The sequence below is a fragment of the Citrobacter amalonaticus genome (genome assembly GCF_018252635.1).
Taxonomy (GTDB): domain Bacteria; phylum Pseudomonadota; class Gammaproteobacteria; order Enterobacterales; family Enterobacteriaceae; genus Citrobacter_A; species Citrobacter_A amalonaticus_E.
Genome location: NZ_JAGTXM010000006.1, coordinates 411002 through 435439, shown reverse-complemented (window position 1 = coordinate 435439; position 24438 = coordinate 411002). Strand labels below are relative to the sequence as shown.

At 53.5% G+C, this 24438-nt stretch carries 22 protein-coding genes; 11 read left to right on the top strand and 11 right to left on the bottom strand.

The features are described from left to right. Positions 1 to 6 precede the first annotated feature (6 nt). Both gtdA and mhbT read right to left on the bottom strand, forming a co-directional pair. The gene (gene gtdA, locus KE671_RS19670; RefSeq protein ID WP_206164249.1) at positions 7 to 1044 is read right to left on the bottom strand and encodes a gentisate 1,2-dioxygenase; all 1038 of its coding nucleotides are present in this window, start codon (positions 1042 to 1044) and stop codon (positions 7 to 9) included. A gap of 11 nt (positions 1045 to 1055) precedes the next feature. Beyond that, positions 1056 to 2414, bottom strand: coding sequence for a 3-hydroxybenzoate transporter MhbT (mhbT, locus tag KE671_RS19665; protein ID WP_206164248.1), 1359 nt, complete (start codon positions 2412 to 2414; stop codon positions 1056 to 1058). Positions 2415 to 2540: 126 nt separating this feature from the next. On the opposite strand from mhbT, the gene KE671_RS19660 reads away from it, so the two are divergent. The 6 genes from KE671_RS19660 (at position 2541) to KE671_RS19635 (ending at position 6861) form a co-directional block, all read left to right on the top strand. Further along, positions 2541 to 3449 (top strand): LysR family transcriptional regulator, encoded by a 909-nt coding sequence (locus tag KE671_RS19660; RefSeq protein ID WP_206164247.1) that lies wholly within the window; start codon positions 2541 to 2543, stop codon positions 3447 to 3449. 130 nt (positions 3450 to 3579) lie between these two features. Next, a complete protein-coding gene (locus KE671_RS19655) occupies positions 3580 to 3978 on the top strand; it encodes a CidA/LrgA family protein (RefSeq protein WP_206164246.1) in 399 nt (132 codons plus the stop codon). After that, positions 3975 to 4670 (top strand): CidB/LrgB family autolysis modulator, encoded by a 696-nt coding sequence (locus KE671_RS19650; RefSeq protein WP_206164245.1) that lies wholly within the window; start codon positions 3975 to 3977, stop codon positions 4668 to 4670. The genes KE671_RS19655 and KE671_RS19650 overlap by 4 nt, the downstream gene beginning before the upstream one ends. A 129-nt stretch (positions 4671 to 4799) precedes the next feature. Further along, positions 4800 to 5684 (top strand): cytidine deaminase, encoded by an 885-nt coding sequence (gene cdd / locus KE671_RS19645; protein WP_206164244.1) that lies wholly within the window; start codon positions 4800 to 4802, stop codon positions 5682 to 5684. A gap of 215 nt (positions 5685 to 5899) precedes the next feature. Continuing rightward, a complete protein-coding gene (gene sanA, locus KE671_RS19640; protein ID WP_206164243.1) occupies positions 5900 to 6619 on the top strand; it encodes an outer membrane permeability protein SanA in 720 nt (239 codons plus the stop codon). Positions 6620 to 6621: 2 nt separating this feature from the next. After that, positions 6622 to 6861, top strand: a complete 240-nt coding sequence (locus KE671_RS19635) for a DUF2542 family protein (protein WP_206164242.1) — start codon at positions 6622 to 6624, stop codon at positions 6859 to 6861. A 50-nt stretch (positions 6862 to 6911) separates the two neighbouring features. Here the strand turns inward: KE671_RS19635 and mglC are convergent, their stop codons facing one another. The 6 genes from mglC to folE all read right to left on the bottom strand — a co-directional run bounded on the left by mglC (position 6912) and on the right by folE (position 13825). Continuing rightward, positions 6912 to 7922 (bottom strand): galactose/methyl galactoside ABC transporter permease MglC, encoded by a 1011-nt coding sequence (gene mglC, locus KE671_RS19630; RefSeq protein WP_043000126.1) that lies wholly within the window; start codon positions 7920 to 7922, stop codon positions 6912 to 6914. 15 nt (positions 7923 to 7937) lie between these two features. Beyond that, the gene (gene mglA / locus KE671_RS19625) at positions 7938 to 9458 is read right to left on the bottom strand and encodes a galactose/methyl galactoside ABC transporter ATP-binding protein MglA (protein WP_042317980.1); all 1521 of its coding nucleotides are present in this window, start codon (positions 9456 to 9458) and stop codon (positions 7938 to 7940) included. Positions 9459 to 9524: 66 nt separating this feature from the next. Next, entirely contained in the window at positions 9525 to 10523 is a 999-nt protein-coding gene (gene mglB / locus KE671_RS19620) for a galactose/glucose ABC transporter substrate-binding protein MglB (RefSeq protein WP_206164241.1), read from the bottom strand. 293 nt (positions 10524 to 10816) lie between these two features. Then, the gene (galS, locus tag KE671_RS19615; RefSeq protein ID WP_206164240.1) at positions 10817 to 11842 is read right to left on the bottom strand and encodes an HTH-type transcriptional regulator GalS; all 1026 of its coding nucleotides are present in this window, start codon (positions 11840 to 11842) and stop codon (positions 10817 to 10819) included. 142 nt (positions 11843 to 11984) lie between these two features. Next, complete coding sequence (gene yeiB / locus KE671_RS19610; RefSeq protein WP_206164239.1) at positions 11985 to 13142, bottom strand: DUF418 domain-containing protein YeiB; 1158 nt, start codon at positions 13140 to 13142, stop codon at positions 11985 to 11987. A gap of 14 nt (positions 13143 to 13156) precedes the next feature. Continuing rightward, complete coding sequence (gene folE / locus KE671_RS19605; protein WP_043000121.1) at positions 13157 to 13825, bottom strand: GTP cyclohydrolase I FolE; 669 nt, start codon at positions 13823 to 13825, stop codon at positions 13157 to 13159. A gap of 308 nt (positions 13826 to 14133) precedes the next feature. Between folE and fghA the strand changes: the two genes are divergently transcribed. Next, a complete protein-coding gene (gene fghA, locus KE671_RS19600) occupies positions 14134 to 14970 on the top strand; it encodes an S-formylglutathione hydrolase (protein ID WP_206164238.1) in 837 nt (278 codons plus the stop codon). 284 nt (positions 14971 to 15254) lie between these two features. Then, positions 15255 to 17240 (top strand): ligand-gated channel protein, encoded by a 1986-nt coding sequence (locus tag KE671_RS19595; RefSeq protein ID WP_206164237.1) that lies wholly within the window; start codon positions 15255 to 15257, stop codon positions 17238 to 17240. Between the two features lie 64 nt (positions 17241 to 17304). On the opposite strand, the gene lysP is transcribed toward KE671_RS19595, so the two are convergent. Further along, complete coding sequence (lysP, locus tag KE671_RS19590; RefSeq protein WP_206164236.1) at positions 17305 to 18774, bottom strand: amino acid permease; 1470 nt, start codon at positions 18772 to 18774, stop codon at positions 17305 to 17307. A 186-nt stretch (positions 18775 to 18960) separates the two neighbouring features. Then, positions 18961 to 19824 carry a DNA-binding transcriptional regulator YeiE gene (gene yieE, locus KE671_RS19585; RefSeq protein WP_061074714.1) on the bottom strand — a complete coding sequence of 288 codons (864 nt, stop codon included), beginning with the start codon at positions 19822 to 19824 and terminating at the stop codon, positions 18961 to 18963. A gap of 99 nt (positions 19825 to 19923) precedes the next feature. On the opposite strand from yieE, the gene KE671_RS19580 reads away from it, so the two are divergent. From KE671_RS19580 to KE671_RS19570, 3 genes are all read left to right on the top strand, one after another. Next, positions 19924 to 20973, top strand: a complete 1050-nt coding sequence (locus KE671_RS19580) for a YeiH family protein (protein WP_206164235.1) — start codon at positions 19924 to 19926, stop codon at positions 20971 to 20973. Positions 20974 to 21076: 103 nt separating this feature from the next. Then, positions 21077 to 21934, top strand: a complete 858-nt coding sequence (gene nfo, locus KE671_RS19575; protein WP_206164234.1) for a deoxyribonuclease IV — start codon at positions 21077 to 21079, stop codon at positions 21932 to 21934. A gap of 2 nt (positions 21935 to 21936) precedes the next feature. After that, entirely contained in the window at positions 21937 to 23031 is a 1095-nt protein-coding gene (locus KE671_RS19570; protein WP_206164233.1) for a sugar kinase, read from the top strand. An 89-nt stretch (positions 23032 to 23120) separates the two neighbouring features. On the opposite strand, the gene KE671_RS19565 is transcribed toward KE671_RS19570, so the two are convergent. Beyond that, a complete protein-coding gene (locus KE671_RS19565) occupies positions 23121 to 24371 on the bottom strand; it encodes a NupC/NupG family nucleoside CNT transporter (RefSeq protein ID WP_206164232.1) in 1251 nt (416 codons plus the stop codon). Positions 24372 to 24438: the final 67 nt, after the last annotated feature.

Sequence of the window (24438 nt, the reverse complement as noted above, 5' to 3'; positions counted from 1 at the left end):
CCCAAATTAATAACGGGCTTCGCGGAACAACCCGAGGGCTTCCTGTACCGGTCGGTCCGAGAAACTGAATAAAACGGTCTCATCGGTGGTTTTGAACGACACACTGTGCCAGGTCGGAACGACAAAAATATCTTTGGCTGAGAAATGGAACGTCTCATTGCCGATGGTGACGTCTCCCGCTCCTTCAACCACGTGGTAAATGGTGCTGTCAGTAGTACGCGCCGCCCGCGAGGTGAAGCCTTTTGGTAACAGTTGCAGGAACGTCCCCATTGATGGCATCGGGTAGCCACCGGTTACCGGGTTGACATAGCGCATTTTGTAACCATCCCACTCGTCGGCATCGCCGAGATGGGTCAGGTCGTGTAGCGCTTCGCGACTACGGTCATAGCGATAGTTAAAAATCGGCGAGGAGTTGCCTTTCTGATGGCGTAACGGAAGCATGTTGGCGGCATAGCGCGGCAGGTAGTCGCCCTCTTTGCGCGAGACCGGCTGCTGATCTTCCGGGTAATCCTCGGCAAAGCCGCAGCCCAGAATGTTAACCAGCGGCAGATCCAGACCGTCCAGCCACACCACCGGCTCATCGCCAGGGTTGCCGTGATCGTGCCATTGCCACTGTGGGGTCAAAATAAAGTCACCGGTGTGCATCTGGGTGCGCTCGCCGTCCACGGCAGTGAACGCGCCTTTCCCTTCCACAATAAAGCGTAACGCCGACTGGTTATGACGATGACTGGGTGCAACCTCCCCCGGCATGATCAACTGTAATCCCGCGTACAGCGTTGACGTAATAGAGGACTGGCCGCGCAACATCGGGTTTTCCAGCACCAGCACGCGACGAATCGCCTCTTTCGCGCCAATCAGGTTGCCGCTTTCCAGCAGTAGCGGGCGAATTTCCTGGTAATTCCAGTACGCTGGCGCGCAGGTCGGATTCGGCGTTTGCGGCACCAGATGGTGCAGCGATTCCCACAGCGGAGTCAGGTTCTGCCCCGAAATATGCTGGTAAAACTGCTGGCGGCTGTTTTTAACATCCTGATTATGGTCTGACATAGGGATTCTCCTTATTCGTTCACGACGCTTGCGTGCGGCAAAACGTCAGGGACAGAGGCTGACTGGCGGACAACGACTGTCAGTACGGCTAACATCACCGCGCTGATGGCCGCCGGAACAGCGATAATGAAAAACAGAGTGTCGAAAGAGAAATTCATCGCCATCATCACGCCACCGGAAAGCGAACCGACAATCGCGCCGCAGCGTCCCACCGCGTTAGACCAGCTCACGCCCGTCGCCCGACTCTGTGTGGGATAGAGCGTGGCGGTTAAGGCGTTGAGGCCTACCTGCGATCCGCTGATACCCACCCCGGTACCGAAGATCGCCAGCGCCATCAGCCATAAACCGTTTTCGCTCAGACCAATCATGACGATGCAAACCGCCCCCAGCGCATAGCTGACAGCCAGCACCCGAAACGGATTGTGTTTATCCATTAGTACTCCCAGCGCCAGCGCGCCGAGTGTACCGCCGACCTGAAACGCCGCCGTCACCCAGGACGCCTGTTGCAGATCAATTCCACGATGGTTCAACAGCGTCGGCATCCAGCTCGACAACAGATAGATGATTAACAGGCTCATGAAGAACACCACCCATAACATCAGGGTAATGGGCAACTGACGGCCAACAAACAGCTGGCGAATGCTGCCTTTGGCAATCGCCGCGGCCTCCTGGAGGTAAAACTGCGTATTGTCGTAACGTTCGCCGGTAATCGCGCTGACCGTTCTGGCGATGGTTGCCTGCGGCAACTGGCGACGCACCTGCCAGCGCGGAGATTCCGGCAGGACGGCGAGCAGGACGAAAAACAGCATCAGCGGTAACACGCCGCCGAGGACCAGAATCCCGTGCCAGCCGATAACCGGCACCAGCTGCGCGCTGACAATCCCGCCCATTGCTGAACCGAGTGTAAAGCCGCAGAACATCAGGGTGACCAGCGCACCGCGGCGGCGGGCAGGCAGGTATTCAGAAGTCATCGTGATGGTGTTTGGCATGGCCCCCCCCAGGCCCAGACCGGTCAGAAAACGCAGGATAACCAGCGTTTGCAGGTCTGGCGAAAAGGCGGAGAGCAGGCTCAGCGCGCCAAACAGCGCCACGCAGAGTTCAATCACCCGTTTACGACCGAAGCGGTCAGACAGCGGTCCGCACAGTAACGCCCCTGCCGTCAGGCCTAACAGACCCGCACCGAACAGCGGGGCCAGGTCTCCGGCAGTTAACTGCCAGTGGGTACGAATATCGGGTGCAATAAAGCCAATGGCTGCGGTATCAAAACCATCAAGCATGACCACCAGAAAGCAGCAGATGATCACCCGCCACTGAGTCTTGCTGACAGGAGCAGCATCGATCAGGGCTTGTAGTTCACGTCGTTGAGTCATAGTGAATGCCTCGGTGCAGGTAGGGACAGATGTTGTTTTGTTTTTGGTATGTTACGAGTTTGTAGACTGGGCGATAAAATGTACAATGGCATTTCATGCAGAGACATAACCTGGAGGTTATCGCTGATGGCAAACTGGGCACAAAAACTGAAGCTGCACCATCTGCAAATGCTGGTGGCGCTGGGCGAACAAGGGAATCTCACGCACGTTGCGCGAATGATGAATATCACCCAGCCCGCGCTGTCAAAATGGCTGTCACAACTCGAAGATGAAATGGGGATCACGCTCTTTGAACGTCACAGTAAAGGCCTGCGCCCCTCGGAAGGCGGCAAGTTGCTACTGCAACATGCCCAGCGTTTAATCAATGATATGGAGCGTTCGCAGTATGAAATGGCACGCTTTAAAGAAGGCGGGCTGGTAGGAAGCCTGAAAATCGGCTGCTCGCCGGTGGCAACCGACTGTGTGTCACAGGCGATCCTCAATCTGCTTGTTGAGATGCCAACGCTACATCTTAATATTGAAGAAAAGGTCATGACGCCGCTGCTTCATGACCTGCTTGCCGGTTCCGTGGATGTGGTGGTCGGTCGCGTCGGTGGGCGAGCGCTGCAGCTCCCGCTCAATTATCAGGTGCTGTATACCGAACCCGTCTGCTTTGTTGCCCGTCCCCACCATCCGTTAGCGAAGTTTGACACCCTGAGCTGGGCCGATCTCGCACACTGGCGCTGGATTGTCTGGCCGACAGGAACGCCCATCCGCCTGAGTATTGATAACGCGCTGGTCGACAACGGAGTGATGCTGCCGAAAAACACCATCGAATCGGCATCAATGAACGTCAGTACTAACCTGCTGCAAAGCAGCGATATGATCTCTATCCTTTCTTTACGGCTGGCACAACGCTATGCCAGCCAGGGACAACTGGTGATCCTGAACCTGCCAAAGATTGAACAAAAAGGCAGCGTGGGGGTGTTCTGGCGCAATAATGAGACGCCGTCCAGCGCGCTGAGTCGTTTCCTGCAACTGCTGGCACAAGTTTAGCGTCACGTATTGGGGCATTGCCCAATGTTCCCGCTGTCTATCTTCAGTATGCTAAGAATTCATGATGTGATCGATAGCACGTTTTAAAGTTTAATTGTATGATGAATACGTCGCTTCAAGGAATTTCAACATGAGCAAGACACTGAATATCATCTGGCAATACTTACGCGCTTTCGTGCTGATTTATGCCTGTCTGTATGCAGGCATTTTTATTGCGTCCCTGCTGCCCGTCGCGATTTCTGGCAGCATCATCGGGATGCTAATCCTGTTTGTGCTGCTGGCGCTGCAAATCATTCCGGCGAAATGGGTTAATCCTGGCTGCTATGTGCTGATTCGCTACATGGCGCTGCTGTTTGTGCCGATTGGCGTCGGCGTGATGCAGTACTTCGATCTGCTGCGCGCGCAGTTTGGTCCGGTGGTGGTATCGTGTGCGATCAGTACGCTGGTAGTTTTTCTGGTGGTGAGCTGGAGTTCACACCTGATCCACGGCGAACGCAAAGTGGTTGGTCAGGAAGGGTCTAAAGAATGATGTCGTCAATCTGGTGGTCTTTACCGCTGACGCTGGCGGTTTTTTTCGGCGCGCGCAAACTGGCGGCACGTTTTAAATTTCCTTTACTGAATCCGCTACTGGTGGCGATGGTAGTGATTATCCCGTTCCTCCTGCTGACCGGCATCTCCTACGATCGCTATTTTAAAGGTAGCGAGGTGCTAAACGATCTGCTGCAGCCGGCAGTTGTGGCGCTGGCCTATCCGCTGTATGAACAACTGCATCAGATCCGCGCCCGCTGGAAGTCGATCATTACTATCTGCTTTGTCGGCAGCATTGTCGCTATGGTGACCGGCACCTCGGTAGCGTTGCTGATGGGCGCTACGCCTGAAATCGCGGCCTCTGTCTTACCGAAATCCGTCACCACGCCGATTGCGATGGCCGTCGGCGGCAGCATCGGCGGCATTCCGGCAGTCAGCGCCGTATGCGTGATTTTCGTCGGTATTCTCGGCGCCGTCTTTGGCCATACGCTGTTAAACGCCATGCGTATTAAAACAAAAGCCGCACGCGGACTGGCAATGGGGACCGCGTCCCATGCCCTCGGCACCGCCCGTTGCGCGGAACTGGATTATCAGGAAGGTGCTTTCAGCTCGCTGGCACTAGTAATTTGCGGGATTATTACCTCACTTATCGCGCCGTTCCTGTTTCCGGTTATCCTTGCGGTTATAGGCTAAAATTTGCGATACGTCGCGCATTTTTAATTTTTGTTTCATAAGTTGCATACACAATGAGAATTAGGTCACACATATAGCCGTAACAGGCTCGTACACTACGATCCCAATACATTGTTATGAGGCAACGCCATGCACCCACGTTTTCAAACTGCCTTTAGCCAACTTGCGGACAACCTGCAATCCGCGCTGGCGCCTATTCTGGCAGATACGCATTTCCCCGCTTCGCTGACGGCTGAGCAGGTATCAATGCTTAAAAGCGCAACGGGACTGGACGAAGACGAGCTGGCATTCGCGCTGCTACCGCTGGCTGCAGCCTGCGCCTGTACGCCGTTGTCGAACTTCAACGTCGGCGCCATTGCACGCGGCGTGAGCGGAACGTGGTATTTCGGCGCCAATATGGAATTCCTCGGCGCAACGATGCAACAAACGGTTCACGCTGAACAAAGCGCCATCAGTCACGCCTGGTTGCGCGGCGAGAAAGGCCTCGCGGCGATCACCGTAAACTACACCCCATGCGGTCACTGCCGTCAGTTTATGAACGAACTGAACAGCGGACTGGATCTGCGCATTCATCTGCCCGGTCGGGAACCCCATACGCTGCGCGACTATTTGCCGGACGCATTCGGGCCGAAAGATCTCGATATCAAGACGCTGCTAATGGATGAAGAGCATCACGGTTTTGCTCTCCAGGGTGATACGCTATCGCAAGCGGCAATCACGGCCGCAAACCGCAGTCATATGCCATACAGCCAGTCACCGAGCGGTGTGGCGCTGGAGTGCAAAGACGGGCGCATCTTTAGCGGAAGCTATGGCGAAAACGCCGCGTTTAACCCAACGCTGCCGCCGCTACAGGGAGCCCTGATTATGTTGAATCTGAACGGCTACGGTTATACCGATATTCAGCGTGCGGTTCTGGCGGAAAAAGCCGATGCGCCGCTGATCCAGTGGGATGCCACCGCCGCCACGCTGAAAGCGCTGGGCTGCAATAACATCGATCGCGTGCTGTTGAGTTAATTGCCTGATGTTGTCAGTACGCTGGCCGGATAAGGCGTTTTCGCCATCATCCGGCCTAATCGCCTGATGGTGCTACGCTTATCATGTCTGCCTTCACGTCATCTGGTATTACGGCGTATTGTTGAAAATCCCCCCAATCAGACTGCTGTTTCTTGCGCTTCGCCAGCGGGTACAGTAGCCTGATTGAAATTTCATCCAGTGACAGAGTTTTCTTCATGCTAAAGCGCGCACTCTACAGCCTGTTGGTCCTGATCGGCTTGCTGCTGTTGATCGTGCTTGGCCTTGATCGCTGGATGAGCTGGAAAACCGCCCCTTATATTTACGACGAGCTTCAGGACCTGCCCTACCGTCAGGTTGGTGTGGTGCTCGGCACGGCTAAATATTATCGCACCGGGGTGATCAACCAGTATTACCGCTACCGTATTCAGGGTGCGCTCAACGCATACAACAGCGGCAAAGTTAACTACCTGCTGCTCAGTGGCGATAACGCCATGCAAAGCTATAACGAACCGATGACGATGCGCAAAGATCTGATTGCCGCGGGCGTCGATCCTGCCGACATCGTGCTAGATTACGCCGGATTTCGCACGCTCGATTCGATTGTCCGCACCCGTAAAGTCTTTGACACGAATGATTTCATTATCATCACTCAGCGTTTCCACTGCGAGCGCGCCTTGTTTATCGCCCTGCATATGGGTATTCAGGCGCAGTGCTACGCCGTGCCTTCGCCAAAAGATATGCTGACGGTTCGGGTACGCGAGTTTGGCGCACGCTTTGGCGCGCTGGCCGATCTCTATCTGTTTAAACGTGAACCCCGGTTCCTCGGCCCGTTAGTGCCAATCCCCACCCTGCATCAGGTTCCCGACGATGCGCAGGGATATCCGGCCGTGACGCCGGAACAACTGCTTGAACTGCAAAAGAGACAAGGAAAATAAGCATGGAAGACAAAACCCTCTTTATCGTGATTGGCGTATTGATGATTGTCGCCTGGACCCTGCGGGAAGGCATTAAAGGGTTACGTTCTGGCGTTGTTGAGAAAACGGTCAAAGGCTCGCAAACACCGCGCTTAATTCAACGTACCGTGGAACCTGGCGCTTACTGGAGCTATATTGGCGTCTACTTTGGCCTTTCGGTCGGGGCGCTGCTGGTCGGCATCTGGTTGGTTTTTATCAAATAAAAAACCGGCGCAGAGCACGTCTGCACCGGTTTGATTCTGCCTTGAAGGGATTACTTCTTACGCGCGTATTTCAGTGAATCCAGCGCGACTGCGAAGATGATGATGCCGCCCTTGATAATGTACTGCCAGTACGGGTTAACGCCGATGTAGGTCAGGCCGTAGTTGATGACGGTAAAGATAATCACACCGGTCACCACGCCGAACACGGTACCCACCCCGCCGCTAAACGACACGCCACCAACCACGCATGCCGCAATCGCATCCAGTTCGTACATAAAGCCCAGGTTGTTGGTCGCCGAGCCAATACGCCCCGCTTCCAGCAGGCCACCAAAGGCATAGAACACACCGGACAACGCGTAGATCATTAGCAGGTTCAGCGCTACGTTCACGCCTGATACTTTCGCCGCTTCCGGGTTACCGCCGATAGCGAAAATGTTTTTACCGAAGCGGGTTTTATTCCACAGCACCCAGACAAACGCGACGGCGATCAGCGCATAGAACGTAATATACGAAAGCCGGAAGCTGCCGAGTGCGATAAAGCCCTGCGCAAAGGTTGAGAATCCGCTATCAAAGCCCGAAATTGGTGAGGCCCCCACGAAGTCGTAATACAGGGAGTTGATCCCGTAGACGATAATCATCGTGCCGAGCGTGGTAATAAACGGCGTCACGTTCAGGTAAGCAATGATAATGCCGTTCACCAGACCAATGACCGCGCCAATAGCGCAGACAATCAGAATAACCAGCGCAATCGGCATGGTCGCCATTTCGGGGAACACCTTATTGGCATTCTCCATCGACTGTAGCAACGTTGCCGCCACCACCGCCGCCAGACCAACCTGACGCCCCGCTGACAGGTCTGTCCCTTGGGTGACAATCAGACCGGCAACCCCAAGTGCAATAATAATACGCACAGAAGACTGAGTCAGAATATTACTTAAGTTAAGCAGACTTAAGAACGTGGGATCCTGGAAAATAATAATGGCCAGCAAGACTAAAAGAACGACGTAAATACCGCCCTCTTTCAGATAAGTAAGAAAACTTTTCTTATTTAACGCACTCATGAGGAGCCCCTGATCTTAAAGGTGCAAAGACGCAAGACGCAGAATTTCGTTTTGCGTTGTCGTTTTTGTATCAACAATTCCAGAAACGAGGCCGTTGCTCATGACCAGAATACGATCTGTTATCCCTAACAATTCCGGCATTTCGGAGGAGATAATAATGATCCCCTTACCTTTCTTCGCCAGTTCCGCAATTAACTGATAAATTTCAAACTTCGCACCGACGTCGATCCCTCGGGTGGGTTCGTCGAGCATTAAAATTTCCGGTTGCGTCAGCAGCCAGCGACCAATAACCACCTTCTGCTGGTTACCACCCGAAAGCGAACCAATTTGCGTCTTGTGACCTGGCGTTTTAACCCGCATGGAATCAATGACCCATTGGGTATCGCTTTTCATACGCGAGTTATCTAACAGACCAACTTTATTTTTGTAATTCTGAATATTGGAAATTAAGGAGTTGAAACCAATATCCAGATAAGCATAAATCCCGGTGGAACGACGCTCTTCTGTGACCAGCGCGAAACCGTGGTTAATGGCTTCATTCGCACTGTGGTTATTAATCTTTTTGCCGTGCAGCGTAATCGTACCCGATGATTTCTCACGGATACCAAACAGCGTTTCCACGATGTCAGTGCGCTTAGCGCCGACCAGTCCTGCGATGCCGAGGATCTCGCCTTTATGCAAATCAAAAGAAACATCACGGATCGACGGCTGGCGCAGCGAGGTCAGGTTACGCACTTCCAGAATGACTTCACCCGGCTTGTTAACTTTATCCGGGAATCGCTGGTTCAGGGAACGACCGACCATCATGGCGATGATCTTGTCCATATCCAGCCCTTCCAGCGGTTGCGTTGCAATCCACTGTCCGTCGCGCAGTACGGTAATCTCATCACATAACTGGAAAATTTCTTCCATTTTGTGGGAAATATAGACAATACCGCAGCCGCGTTCTTTCAGCTTACGAATAATCGTGAAAAGGTGGTTGACCTCTTTTTCGGTTAATGAGGAGGTCGGTTCATCCATAATCACAATTTTCGCGTTATACGAGAACGCTTTAGCAATTTCGATCATTTGCATTTGCGACACGGATAATGTCCCGACACGCGCACGCGGATCGATATCAATATCCAGCTCGTCAAAAATTGCTTTGGTATCGCGGTACATTTTTTCCTGATCGACAAACATGCCTTTAGTGGGATAACGGCCCAGCCACATGTTGTCCATAACGGAACGTTGTAATACCAGGTTTAACTCCTGGTGTACCATTGAAATACCATTCTCCAGCGCTTCTTTGGCTGAATGAAAATCGATTTCTTTACCCTGAAATAAGATGCTGCCAGAATCTTTTTGATAGATCCCAAAAAGACATTTTAATAGCGTCGATTTTCCTGCACCATTCTCTCCCATTAATGCATGAATCGAATGTGGGCGGACTTTTAAATTAACATTATCAAGTGCCTTAACGCCGGGAAAAGACTTGTTGATGCCGCTCATTTCCAACAAGAATTCGCCTGACGGCTGAGTAGTTGTGCTGACCATAATTATACCTTGTTGGCCTCGCAGAGTGCGTGATGAAAGGGCGCGATAATATCGCGCCCCACAAACTTACTTCTTGGTGAACTCGGCCAGGTTATCTTTATCAACGCCAACGTAAGGAACGCGGACGATTTTATTGTCGATTTTCCACTCAGTTCCATCAGCGGCACCCTTGCCATCGGCAAGGTTTTTCGCCAGATCAAAGGTCGCTTTTGCCTGGTTGTTCGCATCGTTGAGCACGGTACCCGCCAGTGCGCCGGATTTCACCAGTGCCAGCGCTTCTGGCAGCGCATCGACGCCAAATACCGGTACGCTGGTTTTGTTGTGCGCTTTCAGCGCTTCAACGGCACCCATCGCCATCGCATCGTTGTTGGCAATAACCACTTCAATTTTGTTAGCGTTCGGACCGGAAAGCCACGCATCCATTTTGTCCTTCGCCATTGCGGTGTCCCACATGGCGGTATCTAACTGCAGCTGCTCGGTTTTGATGCCTTTGTCGTTCAGCTCTTTGATAACGTAAGTAGTGCGCGCTTCAGCATCCGGATGACCCGGCTCGCCTTTCAGCAGTACGAACTGAATCTGACCGTCTTTGTTCAGATCCCAGCCCTGGTTTGCCGCCCAGTGTTTGGCAATCAGATCGCCCTGGATAATACCGGATTCTTTGGAGTCAGTACCGACGTAGTAAGCCTTGTCATAGCTGTCCAGGGCTTTGCGGGATGGTTCTTTGTTAAAGAAGACCACGGGCACATTCTGACCGCGTGCTTTTTCGATAACCGTACCGGCAGCCGCCGGGTCAACCAGGTTGATGGCCAGCGCTTTCACGCCTTTTGCCAGCAGCACGTCGATCTGATCGTTTTGTTTGGACTGGTCGTTCTGCGAGTCGTTCATCAGCAGTTGAACATCTGGCGCCGTTTTCGCGTCTGCTTCGATAGCCTTACGCACCACGGACATAAAGTTATCGTCATATTTGTAGATTGTCACACCGATGCGAGTATCAGCAGCGTGCGCAGCCGCGCCGAATAACATGCTTGCCATAACGGCAGAAAGGGTCAACACCTTCTTATTCATGGTAACTCCGGTTTTATTATGCAGGGTAGTACGTAAGATAAATGCCCGGCGGGACAAAACGTTAATAAAGTGTTATGCGAACGCCGAAGCTCATTTTAAAAAATCTCTCTTCCTTGCCCGGTAACGCTCCAGAAATAGGCTTTAATTTCGCTTAAAGCGCTTTTACCTCGGTAAAAGTGATTACTCACAGTTACATCGTAGTTACAGTGCGACAAGCGGTGCCATCATAGCGACGACAATGTTAAGATACTGTGAATTTACTCACATATTGAAAGCGGTTACATCCAGCGAAATCATAAGTTAGTGATCGCCGCCGCATTCTGTCGCATGGCAACCGAATGACGCCGAACGAGGGTCGGCATGAAGCAGTGGGTTGCGAATAAATCCAGCGTTCCGGCGGCCCCCTGCAAGGCAAGTTCTGTCGCCAGTTTTGCCATAGAAGCAATGGGATAGCGCACCGTTGTCAACTGGGGATCGGTGTAACGGGCGATGGGAATATCGTCGAAACCAATGATTGAAAGGTGTAACGGAATGGAGATACCGTTGTCCTTCAACGCCGTCAGTGCGCCGGCGGCCATATTGTCGTTATAGGCAAACACGGCGCTTAGCTGTAAGTTGCGCCCGAGCAGCTCAACCATTGCCGCTTCACCGCCCTGCATATCCGGCGAACCGATGCCTATCCAGCTTTCCGGGGGAACAATGCCTTGCTCCTTAAGCGCACTGCTCCACCCTTCCCGGCGCATGACGTCATCTTCAATGCGGTGGCTGGAAGCCAGATAGCCAATGCGCTGATGACCGTTATTCAATAACATACGGGTCGCCATTTTCGCGCCGCTGATATTGTCCAGACAGACGCAGCGGTGGGCGTAGCCCGGGACAATGCGGTTGATCAGCACCATACCGGGGATCTGATCCATAAACTCACCCAGTTCCCGGTCGCTTAACGCTTTGGAGTGAACGATCAGCGCGTTGCAGCGCTGGCGGATCAACACCTCAATGGCGTGACGCTCCTTTTCGGCTTCATGATAGCTGTTGCCAATCAGCACATATTTTTGATGCTGTTGAGCGACCAGATCCACCGCTTTCACCAGCGCGCCAAAAAACGCATCGGATACGTCCATCACCACTACGCCAATGGTTTCACTAACCTGCGTGGCCAGTGCCTGGGCATTGGCGTTTGGACGATAGCCCAGCAGCGTCACCGCCTTCATTACCGCCTCGCGCGTATCGGGACTAACCAGCGCGCTGTTATTTAATACGCGGGAAACCGTCGCCACGGATACGCCTGCCTGACGCGCCACATCACGAATGGTGATCATATTCACTATCCTGTCTGGAATTGCAGCCACTCGCTGCATAACTGGCGGCTATTTTGTCAGCGGAGGGAAAAGGACTACGTGAGTGCGGTCACAGCGATGAAAGCGCTTACATCCATTTTGTTAATGATTGTGATCCAGATCGTTATCTGGATGTATGGGACAATAATGCCCCTGACGCACGCAGGGTTAATTGCCGCCAGAGCCACTCCACCGGGCCCTGAGGAAAGAATCGCAGCCAGATCGCCGAGAAAAGCAGGTTTGCCAGCCACACCGGGACAACAAACAACAGCAGTTCCAGTCGGTCAAATTGCATAAATAACCCAAATTGATAAAACAGCGTGGTACAAATCAGGGTTTGTAGCAGGTAATTCGTCAGCGCCATTCGCCCGACGCAGGCAATCGCAAACACGATTTTACTACGGCTTAGCTGTGGCCAGTAACCAAACATCAGCGCGGTATAGCCGAGCGTCTGAAACGGTGCGCTGAGCTCACGCGGGGCCTGCAACAAGAACGCGCACCAGCGATAGTTCCAGTCCAGTTGCCACTGCGCGACCACGGCAGGCAGGTTAATCAACAAACCCACGACGATCAGCAAAAAGCCGCTGCGCCGGTAATGCGCAAGACGAAATTGCCCTTTCAGCCAGCCACTGCGCATCAGTGCGGCTCCGAGCAACATCATCCCCGCCAGTTGCCAGCCATACTGAGCGCCGAGCGCTAGCAGACTGTTTGATAATCCTTCCACCCGATTGCTGATTGCTTCGATACCGCCATTAACTTTCCAGAATTTTTCATACAGTAAAGCTGAAGCATCCGGCGTCCATGCGCGGTTTGTTTCACTGCCGGAGATCGCGCCAAGCAATAGCAAAACGCCAATGCCGACCAGATAGAGCAACATCCCGGTGTTAAACAGGCTTTTCACCGACGGCGCATCACGAACCAGTCGCCAGCAGATCAGCCCCACCAGCCCATAGGCCAGCAGAATATCGCCATCCCAGAACAGCAAAGCATGAATAAAACCGAGCAGCACCAGCAGGGTCAGACGAGACTGGATCCAGCGCTTACCGCGTGGCAGCAGCATTTGCAGGCCCGCGCCGAACAGCAGTGCAAACAGCGTGAGGAATTTGACCTGCGCAAACAGATCCAGAATGGCCCATGTCCAGGCATCTGAAGCGGTGATATTTCCATACCAGGCAGGATTGAGGTAGGCCGCCTTTGGCAGACCAAAGGCGCTCATATTCAACAACAGGATGCCGAGGATGGCGACGCCACGGACAAAATCCAGCGTGACATTACGCTCCATAGCTCCTGCCTTAATCAGTTGTGATGACGGACAGCGCGCAAAAACTCCTGACGCGTATTCTGGCTCGATTTGAACAGACCGCCCAGCGAGGTGGTGGTGGTCGCACTGGTGGCATCGCGAATACCGCGCGCTTTCACGCAGTAATGCACCGCATCAATTGATACGGCCACGTTATTGGTTCCCAGCAGAGTCTGCAGCGCGGTCAGGATCTGTTGCGTCAGACGCTCCTGTACTTGCGGACGTTGGGCAAAAAACTGGACGATGCGGTTGATCTTCGACAAACCAATCACCGACTCTTTCGGGATATAGGCCACGGTGGCTTTACCATCAATGGTCACAAAATGGTGTTCACAGGTGCTGGTCAGGGTGATGTCGCGCACAGTGACCATCTCATCGACTTTCATTTTGTTTTCAATGACGGTGATTTTCGGGAAATTGGCGTAATCCAGGCCCGAGAAAATCTCATCAACATACATTTTGGCGATGCGATGCGGCGTTTCCATCAGGCTGTCATCGCTCAGGTCGAGATTCAGCAACTGCATGATCTCGGTCATATGGCCTGAGATAAGACGTTTGCGCGTTTCGTTATCCATCTCATGCACGGGCGGGCGCAGCGGCGTTTCCAGCCCTCGCGCTACCAGCGCCTCATGAACCAGGGCCGCTTCTTTACTGAGTGATGACATTTATTCTTCTCCTGCAGGTGTGGCGCCTCTGCCCTACGTGGGGCAAAGTTTGTAGGCTGTTGACAGCCTGATTATTGTGCGTGAGGCCGCGCACATAATCCAGTATTCACAACGATAATTATTGAAATCGCCGTTGCCTTTCAAACCGTGTTTCGCAAAAGGCGACGGGAAGGGTTACATCGACGTGTTCTTGATGATGAAGCAAGTCTGCACGATGCGGAAGTGAAAGTTACTCACAGTGCCATGAATTATCTGTATTATGGGGAGATTGCGAACACATACAGGTTCAACACAACAAGGAGCCACGCATGGAAATGCTCGAAGAGCACCGCTGTTTTGAAGGCTGGCAGCAACGCTGGCGTCACGACTCCACCACGCTGAACTGTGCAATGACGTTCAGCATTTTTCTCCCTCCCCCTCGCGATACGACGCCTCCGCCGGTTCTGTACTGGCTGTCCGGGTTAACCTGTAATGATGAAAACTTTACCACCAAAGCGGGTGCGCAACGTATCGCGGCGGAACTGGGTATCGTTTTAGTCATGCCGGATACCAGCCCGCGCGGCGAACAAATCGCCAACGATGAGAGTTATGATCTGGGTCAGGGGGCCGGTTTTTATCTCAATGCGACCCAGCCCCCCTGGGCTGCGCATTTCCGCATGTATGACTATGTGCGGGACGAACTCCCGTCGCTGATTCAGACGCATTTTAACGTCAGCGAGCGCTGCGCTATCGCTGGGCATTCCATGGGTGGCCACGGTGCGCTGATCATGGCGTTGAAAAATCCGGGTCAATACACCAGCGTTTCCGCTTTCGCCCCCATCGTCAACCCGTGCCGCGTCCCGTGGGGCGAAAAAGCATTTCTCGCCTATCTGGGCGAGGATCGCGCCACCTGGGCCCAATGGGACAGTTGTGCATTGATGTACGCCAGCCAGCCGGAAGACGCCATCCCTACCCTGATTGACCAGGGCGACAGCGATCAGTTTCTGGCCGATCAGCTCCAACCTGCCGTTCTGGCTGAAGCCGCACGCCAGACCGCATGGCCGATGACGTTGCGTATTCAGCCTGGTTACGATCACAGCTATTACTTTATTGCCTCATTCATTGAGGATCATCTGCGCTTCCATGCCGAACATTTGATGAAATAACCGCAGGAGGGCAATGTGCCCTCCTTTGTCTTGTCCACACCTCCATCATTTCTTCATTTTTTCCTCACATTTACGTTCCTCTATCTTATTGACTTAAAAGGTTTTCCCTTTCAACTCAAACAAACGCAAATGATTTCAATTATCATTAGTATTTACAAATATTCATTCTTTTGTACAATTTCTCCCGCTTCTTTACCGCTAAGAGTTCTTAAAAGACAAACACATACAGTTGTCATGGCCTTTTACATGACACGCGGTTTTTACTCGTTTAATGGAATGACAAAATGACCATACCTCACGTTAAGGCTATAGCTGTCGTAATCAGCGCGGCATGCCTCCCATCGCTCGTTCATGCTGCCGATCAGGATACCGTTGTGGTTACCGCGACGGGATTTGAGCAGAAAATCCAGAATGCCCCGGCTTCGATTTCGGTTATTTCCAAACAACAAATTGAAGACAAAGCTTACCGTGACGTCACCGACGCGCTGAAAGATGTGCCAGGCGTGGTCGTCACCGGCGGCGGCAGCAGCAGTGATATCAGCATCCGCGGGATGGCGTCACAATACACGCTGTTCCTGGTGAACGGTAAACGCATCAGCACCCGCGGTACGCGTCCGAACAGCGATAATTCTGGGATTGAGCAGGGCTGGCTGCCGCCGCTGGAGTCCATCGAGCGTATCGAGGTTATCCGTGGCCCGATGTCTTCACTGTACGGCTCCGATGCAATGGGCGGCGTGATTAACGTGATCACCAAAAAAGTCTCTAACACCAAAGGCTGGACAGGCTCTCTGCACGGCGATGCTACCTTCCAGGAAAACAGCGACTCCGGCGATCTGTTCCAGACTAACGCCTATGCCTCGGGTCCGCTGATCGACGGTTTGCTGGGCGCGAAAGTTACAGGGTTGCTTTCTCGCCGCGCAGAAGATCAGATCCTCAACGGTTACAATGAGCAGCGCCTGCGTAACGGCGGTCTGACCCTTAACTTTACGCCCGATGATAAAAACGACATCGATTTTGATATCGCTCGTGAATTGCAGGACCGAGACAGTACGCCGGGCAAATCCATGGCCGCAGAGACCTGCCGGAATGGCACCTGCAAGCCAAACACGAAAAGTGAAAACCGCTATGAGCACACGACGTACTCGTTAACGCACAGCGGCTATTACGATGATTTCAACAGTACCAGCTATATCCAGCAGGAAGAGACCAACAACCCAGGCCGTGAGATGAAGTCGTACAACACGATCTTCAATAACCAGAACCAGATTTTCCTCGGCGCTCATACCCTGACGCTGGGCGGTCAGTATCGTTACGAAAAACTTCGCGATAACGGTAACCAGCTGGAAGCGGCTGACGGTCTGAATAAGCTGACCCGCTGGAGCTGGGCACTGTTTGCAGAAGATGAATGGGCGATGACCGATAGCTTCACCCTGACCGGCGGGATCCGCATGGATAAAGACGAAAACTACGGCGACAACTGGACGCCGCGCGGCTATGGCGTCTGGCATCTGAACGATCAATGGACCTTGAAAGGCGGCGTCTCCGCAGGCTACCGCGCACCCGATCTGCGTCAATCCTCCGCAAGCTGGGGGCAAGTCACCGGTGGCGGTCGGCTGAATGGCATCATCGTCGGCAACCCGGACCTGAAACCGGAAAAGAGCCTGAGCGAAGAGCTGGGACTGCTGTGGGATAACGGCGACAACCTCAACGCCGGTATTACCCTGTTCAACACCGATTTCAAAGACAAGATCACCGAAGTTCGCCGCTGTAACAGCAGCGCCGATCCGGCCTGTACGATTGGCAGCGAAAGCTATGATTTTGTCAGCGACCGTGTGAACGTTGATAAAGCCAACATGCGCGGCGTGGAATCGACATTCGGCTGGAAGATAACCCGCGACCTTAACTGGACGGCCAACTACACCTATACCGAGTCAGAACAGAAAAGCGGTCAGTTCGAGGGCAAACCGTTAAACAAAATGCCAAAGCATATGTTTAACACCACGCTGGACTGGCAGGCGACGGAGACCGTCGGCGTCTGGAGCCGTTTGAACTTCCGCGGTAAAACGTCTGAATACCTGAGCCGTACCTCAATGTCGCAAGGTACACCGTCCTATACGCAGGTAGATGTCGGTCTGCGTTACAACGCAAATAAAAACCTGCTGGTGACAGCCGGGGTGTATAACGTGCTGGATAAACAGATTGATTACGATACCTACGACACCATCCTTGATGGTCGTCGCTACACGGTAGGTCTGACGTACAACTTCTGAGTCTCCCCCAACAAAAAGCCTCCGCAATGGAGGCTTTTTTATCGCTTCATTCACGCGCTTATGACTATTTCTTCACGCGTTCCGGGAAGTGCATTTCACTGTAACGGACGAAGTGCGTCCCACGGGTGAACTTATAGCCGAACCAGATAATCAGGAACAGCGGGATACCAATATAGGTTGCCGCCACGCCGCCCCAGTCAATGGTGTCTTTCAGGAACGCTTCGTAGTTCTGGCCCAGCGTAATGATCAGACACAGAACAAACGCGAAGATGGGTCCCAGTGGGAAGAAACCGGAACGATACGGCAGATCCTTCACGTCATGCCCCTGCAGAACATACCCACGACGGAAACGATAGTGACTGATGGCAATCCCCAGCCAGGCGATAAATCCTGTCATCCCGGAGGTGTTCAGAAGCCACAGGTAAACCGTCTGGTTACCGAACATTGAGGTCAGGAAGCACAGACCGGCAATCACCGTCGTGGCGTACAACGCATTACGCGGAACACCGCCGCGAGACAGCTTCGCGAAAATACGCGGGGCTTTGCCGTCGCAGGCCAGGGTGTAAAGCATACGGGTTGAGGCGTACATCCCGGAGTTACCCGCCGACAGCACCGCCGTCAGGATCACCGCATTCATCACCGCCGCCGCAGAGAGCAGACCGGCATGCTGGAAGACCAGCGTGAACGGGCTGACGCTGATGTCTTTCACATCGTTACGCAGCAGGCTCGGATCGGTGTACGGGATGATCAGGCTGATAATCAGAATCGCAAAGACATAGAACAGCAGGATTCGCCAGAACACCTGACGCACCGCACGCGGTATGTTCTTCTCCGGATCTTCAGATTCACCGGCAGCAATACCGATGAGCTCTGTCCCCTGGAAGGAGAAACCGACAATCATCGCCACGCCAATCATCGCCGCAAAACCACCGGCAAACGGCGCATCACCCGTCGTCCAGTTGCTCCAGCCCACCGGTTGAGCGCCTTTGAAGATACCGACGATCATCATGACGCCGACAATGATAAAGATAATCACGGTCGCCACTTTGATCAGTGAGAACCAATATTCCGCTTCACCAAAACCTCTGACCGAGATGTAGTTCAGCAGGAAAATCACGCCGAGGAACAGCGCACTCCAGATCCAGCCTGGGGTATCAGGGAACCACCAGCTCATCACCAGTTGTGCCGCCACGAGGTCCACAGCAATAGTCACCGCCCAGTTGTACCAGTAGTTCCAGCCCAGCGCGAAACCAAAGCCTTCTTCAACGTAGTTTTGACCATAGGTCGCAAACGAACCGGACACCGGCATATACGCCGCCAGTTCGCCAAGACTGGTCATCAGGAAATACACCATCAGGCCAATCAGAATATAGGAAAACAGCGCACCGCCTGGACCCGCTGCGGAAATGGTGGCGCCAGATGCCACGAAAAGACCTGTACCGATAGAACCGCCAATTGCGATCATCGTCAGGTGACGCGCCTTCAGTTCGCGACGTAACGCGGGCGCTTCTGTGGTTTTAGTTTCGGAAACCATGTGAAAATGCTATCCATTCAAAAAATGAGGCGCGATTGTAACAGACGAAACGCTCTCCTTCTGGCACAAATGCGCTGTTATAAGAGACCTTCATGACTGGTCGCGGATTATAAGTAATAGCAGAGAATGGTGAACTTACTGTCCCCCAGGACCTGGCCCCCCTCAGGCGATTGGTTTCCAGAGGCTTTATTCGCAATAACTCAGGAAGCGCTGGAGCGCATTAGAGAGGTGTTTCTGGCGATGATGGATCCGCCAGAGCGTACGCACCAGACGCGGAAGCGGCACCGCGACTTCGCTCAGCGTTCCCGCCTGGAGTTGTTCATCAATCACCCGGCGCGACAGGCAGCTAATGCCCAGCCCATGACGCACGGCATGTTTGATGGCTTCGGAGTTTCCCAGTTCCATCGCCATTTCAAATTTGGGTAAATGCGACAACAGCAGATAATCCACAATTTCACGCGTACCGGAACCGCGTTCGCGCAGGATCCAGGGGGCGGATGCGAGTTGTTCAAGCGTCACCGGTCCCTGCGCGAGCGGCGAGGATGGCGCGGCGAATACCACCAGTTCATCTTCCAGCCACGGCTCTGAAATGATTTCTGTATTGTGGCACGGCCCTTCGATAAGCCCAATGTCGACACGAAAATCGAGCACTGCCGTTATTACGTCCTGGCTGTTGCCGACGCTGAGTTCCAGCGGGAGCGCGGGGAAATCGCGACGATAACGGGCAATTACCCCCGGAAGGATGTAGTTGCCTATGGTGCTACTGGCATACACGCGGATCGCGCCGTTGTCTTCGCGGAACAACTGCTCAATCTCCACCGCCTGCTCCAGCAACGCCAGCGCTCGCGGGTAGAGCAAGCGCCCATGTTCATTCACCACCAGCCGTTTGCCTACGCGATCGAAAAGCTGAACGCCCAGTTGACCTTCCAGATCGGTCAGCGCCGCGCTGACCGCCGACTGCGACAGCGCCAGCATCACCGATGCCTGTGTCGTAGAGCCGCTTTTCAAAACTTCGGTGAAAACTTCAAGCTGTCGCAGGGTGATGTGCATGTTCGCTTACCACTTATAAAGATTAATTATAAATATATAATCAATTTTATTTTTAAACCAGTTCGCCGTAACCTTTTGCCCATAAAAGAGGAGAAGGCAATGACAGAACTCACCTTAACGAATCATCGTCGAACAGTGTGGCATTTTATTCCGGGGCTTGCCCTGAGTGCAGTGATTACCGGAGTTGCCTTATGGGGCGGGTCCATTCCCGCCGTGGCAGGTGCCGGGTTCAGCGCCCTCACCTTAGCGATTTTGTTGGGGATGGTGACAGGTAACACCGTTTATCCCCAGATCTGGAAAAGCTGTGACGGCGGCGTGCTGTTTGCCAAACAACATTTACTGCGCCTGGGGATCATCCTCTACGGCTTTCGCCTCACCTTCGCGCAAATTGCCGACGTAGGCGTCAGTGGTATTCTGATCGATATCCTGACGCTGTCGAGCACCTTTATGCTGGCCTGCTTTCTGGGGCAAAAAGTCTTTGGGCTGGATCGCCAGACCAGCTGGCTTATCGGCGCGGGTAGCAGCATTTGCGGCGCGGCGGCGGTACTGGCGACGGAACCGGTTGTGAAAGCCGAAGCAAGTAAAGTCACGGTCGCCGTCGCTACCGTGGTGATCTTCGGTACGCTGGCGATTTTCCTCTATCCGGCGATGTATCCGCTGCTGACGCACTGGTTTAGCCCGGAAACCTACGGCATCTTCATTGGCTCTACCATGCATGAAGTCGCCCAGGTCGTTGCTGCGGGACATGCGATTAACCCGGACGCCGAAAACGCGGCAGTGATTGCCAAAATGCTGCGCGTCATGATGCTGGCTCCGTTCCTCATCTTTATGGCCGCTCGCGTTAAGCAATTGTCACCTGCCAGCGATGGGGAAAAAAGCAAAATCACCATTCCGTGGTTTGCCATCCTGTTCATTGTGGTCGCCATTTTCAACTCGTTCCACCTGTTACCGCAGGCGGTGGTGAACATGCTGGTCACACTGGATACGGTACTGCTGGCCATGGCAATGGCGGCTCTGGGGCTGACGACTCATGTCAGCGCGCTGAAGAAAGCCGGGGCGAAACCGCTGTTGATGGCACTGGTGCTGTTCATCTGGCTGATTGTCGGCGGTGGCGTGATTAACGTCCTGGTCCAGCACGTTATTGCATAATTCGCTACATCCTGCCCCTGTTAACCCGCTATGATTGGCAAGATTCAATTTCCGGATACACAAATCCTCCAGGCCAAATCTGGCGGGTTAACAGGAGTCTTTAATGAAATACATCGGAGCACACGTCAGCGCAGCTGGCGGGTTGGCAAATGCCGCAATACGCGCCGCTGAAATAGAGGCAACCGCGTTTGCACTCTTTACCAAAAATCAGCGTCAATGGCGCGCCGCCCCTCTTACCGCGCAAATCATCGATGACTTTAAAGCCGCCTGTGAGAAATACCATTTCACGGCTGCTCAGATCCTGCCGCATGACAGTTATCTGATCAACCTGGGCCACCCGGTTAACGAGGCGCTGGAAAAGTCCCGCGAAGCGTTTCTTGATGAAATGCAGCGCTGCGAACAACTCGGCCTGTCCCTGCTTAACTTCCATCCGGGCAGCCACCTGATGCAAATATCGGAAGACGCATGTCTGGCGAAGATTGCCGAGTCTATCAACATCGCTCTCGCCCGGACGGAAGGCGTGACCGCGGTGATTGAAAATACCGCCGGTCAGGGTAGCAATCTCGGATTCAAATTTGAGCACCTTGCCGCCATCATCGACGGCGTAGAAGACAAATCACGCGTCGGCGTTTGCATCGACACCTGCCACGCTTTCGCTGCGGGTTACGACTTGCGTTCCGCCGCTGAATGCGAAAAAACCTTTGCCGAATTCGAGCGTATCGTTGGCTTCCAGTATCTGCGCGGTATGCACCTGAACGATGCCAAAAGTGCCTTTGGCAGTCGGGTCGACCGCCACCACAGTCTGGGTGAAGGCAACATTGGTCACGATGCGTTCCGCTGGATCATGCAGGACGCCCGTTTTGACGGTATCCCGCTGGTGCTGGAAACCATCAATCCCGACATCTGGGCAGAAGAAATTGCCTGGCTGAAAGCGCAACAGACAGAAAAGGCGGTTGCGTAATCATGAACGACAGGGAAAAACAGATACTCAAAATTCTGCGTCGCAACCCGCTGATTCAGCAAAACGAAATTGCCGATATTTTGCAGATCAGCCGTTCTCGCGTTGCCGCGCACATCATGGACCTGATGCGTAAAGGGGCAATCAAAGGGAAAGGTTACATCCTCACCGAGCAGGCCTATTGCGTGGTGGTGGGCGCAATTAACATGGATATTCGCGGGATGGCGGATATCCACTACCCGCAAGCCGCATCCAATCCGGGCAGTATCCACTGTTCAGCGGGCGGCGTTGGACGCAATATTGCCCATAACCTCGCCCTGCTGGGGCGCGATGTACATCTGATTTCCGCTGTGGGCAGTGATTTTTATGGCGAGACGCTGCTGGAACAAACGCGTCAGGCTGGCGTCAATATCTCCAGTTGCATTCGCCTGCACGGACATAACACCTCAACGTATCTCTCCATCGCCAACCAGCAGGAAGAGACCGTGCTGGCGATTAACGATACCCACATCCTGCAACAGCTCACGCCGCAGTTACTGAACAGCTCGCGGGATTTAATCCGCCACGCCGGTGTGGTTCTGGCGGACTGTAACCTGACACCTGAAGCCATCGAATGGGTCTTTACGGTGGCCGATGACATCCCGGTATTTATTGATACCGTTTCCGAGTTTAAGGCGGAGAAGGTGAAAACCTGGTTTACGCGCATCCATACGCTGAAACCGACGCAAAAAGAGCTGGAGATCTTATCGGGTCATCCTATCAACAGCGATGCCGAACGACGCAATGCAGTGAACACCCTACACCAGCAGGGGATTCAGCAGATTTTTGTCTGTCTGGAAGATGAATCCGTCTTCTGTAGCGAGAAAGACGGCGAACAGTTCCTACTCACGCCGCCTGTTCATACGGTGGTCGACAGCTTCGGCGCCGACGACGGCTTTATGGCCGGGCTAATCTACTGCTTTCTGGAAGGAAGCGCGTTTCGTGAAAGCGCGAATTTCGCAATGGCCTGTGCGGCCCTGTCACGCGCCAGCGTCAGTATCAACAATCCCACCCTTTCCGCTGATAACGCGCAGTATCTGTTAAAAACAAGCCAGAACTGAACGCAATACTGGAAGGCGACGCGGCCTACAGGACCTATCCCTGTAGGCCGGATAAGACGCACAGCGTCGCCATCCGGCAATCTCAATGGCTACGCTAAACCGATAAAGAATCCGGCAATGGTCGCACTCATCAGGTTAGAGAGCGTAGCGGCTGCAAGTGCCCGCATACCCAACTGGGCGATTTCCGGCGCGCGCTGAGGTGAAATGGCGGAGAACGCCCCAACCACCACGCCGATAGAACCAAAGTTGGCAAACCCACACAGCGCAAAAGAAATGATGGCGATGGTTTTCACATCCAGGGTGCCGCCATCCTGCAGGTAAGGCGAGAGGTTAAGGTAAGCGACAAATTCGTTGATCGCCAGCTTCTGCCCAATCAGGCTCCCTGCCAGGGTGGCATCACTCCAGTCAACGCCCATGATCCACGCCAGCGGGGCTAACACCCAGCCGAAGATCCCTTCTAGCGTCGCCTGTCCATAGCCGAACCAGCCGCCAATTCCGCCGATAATGCCGTTAATCAGCGCGATAATCGCGACAAATGCCATTACCACCGTTGCCACACCAGCGGCAATTTTCAGCCCTGTCATCGCACCGCTTGCCGCAGCTTCGATAATGCTTTTGGGTGGCGTCTCGGTGAAAGAGAGGTTTTCGAAAGTGACTTTTGACGCTTCTGTTGCCGGACTCAAAATACGGGCAAACAGGATCCCACCTGGAATCGCCATCAGCGAGGCTGCCAGCAGATAATCAATCGGCACGCCCATACCGGCATAGCCAATCATCATTGAACCCGCAATCGAGGCCATCCCGCTACAGATCGCAGTAAACAGTTCATTGCGATTCAGACGGTCAATAAACGGCTTCACGATCGCCGGGATCTCATTCTGACCAAGGAAAATCGTCGTGACCGCAACAAACGATTCAATCTTACTGATATTCAGGGCTTTCTGGAAAATCCCACCCAGAATGCGAATCAACAGACCCATCACGCCAATGTAGTACAGCAGGCTGATAAGCGCGGTGACAAAAATGATCGCGGGGAGCACGCGGAAGGCGAAGATAAAGCCAGCGCCATCAAACAGCACATCCATTTTTGGCCCAACCAGAGAGCCAAAAATAAAGGCACTGCCCGCGTCACTATAAGACATGACCTTATGTACGCCCAGCGCGGCCTGCTCTACCAGCCATTTTCCCGGCGGGAAATAGAGCATGATCCCGCCAATCGCGATTTGCAGTACCAACGCGGCGCCCACGGTACGTAAGCTGATGCGTTTTTTATTCACTGACAGTAAGTATGCGATCACCAGCAATACCGCCATACCCACAACACTTCTCATTATATCCATAATGATTTCCCTTCATGCCAGGAAACCCGGCGCGAAGCCAGGTTTTGGTGGTTTCGGGCGACCACAA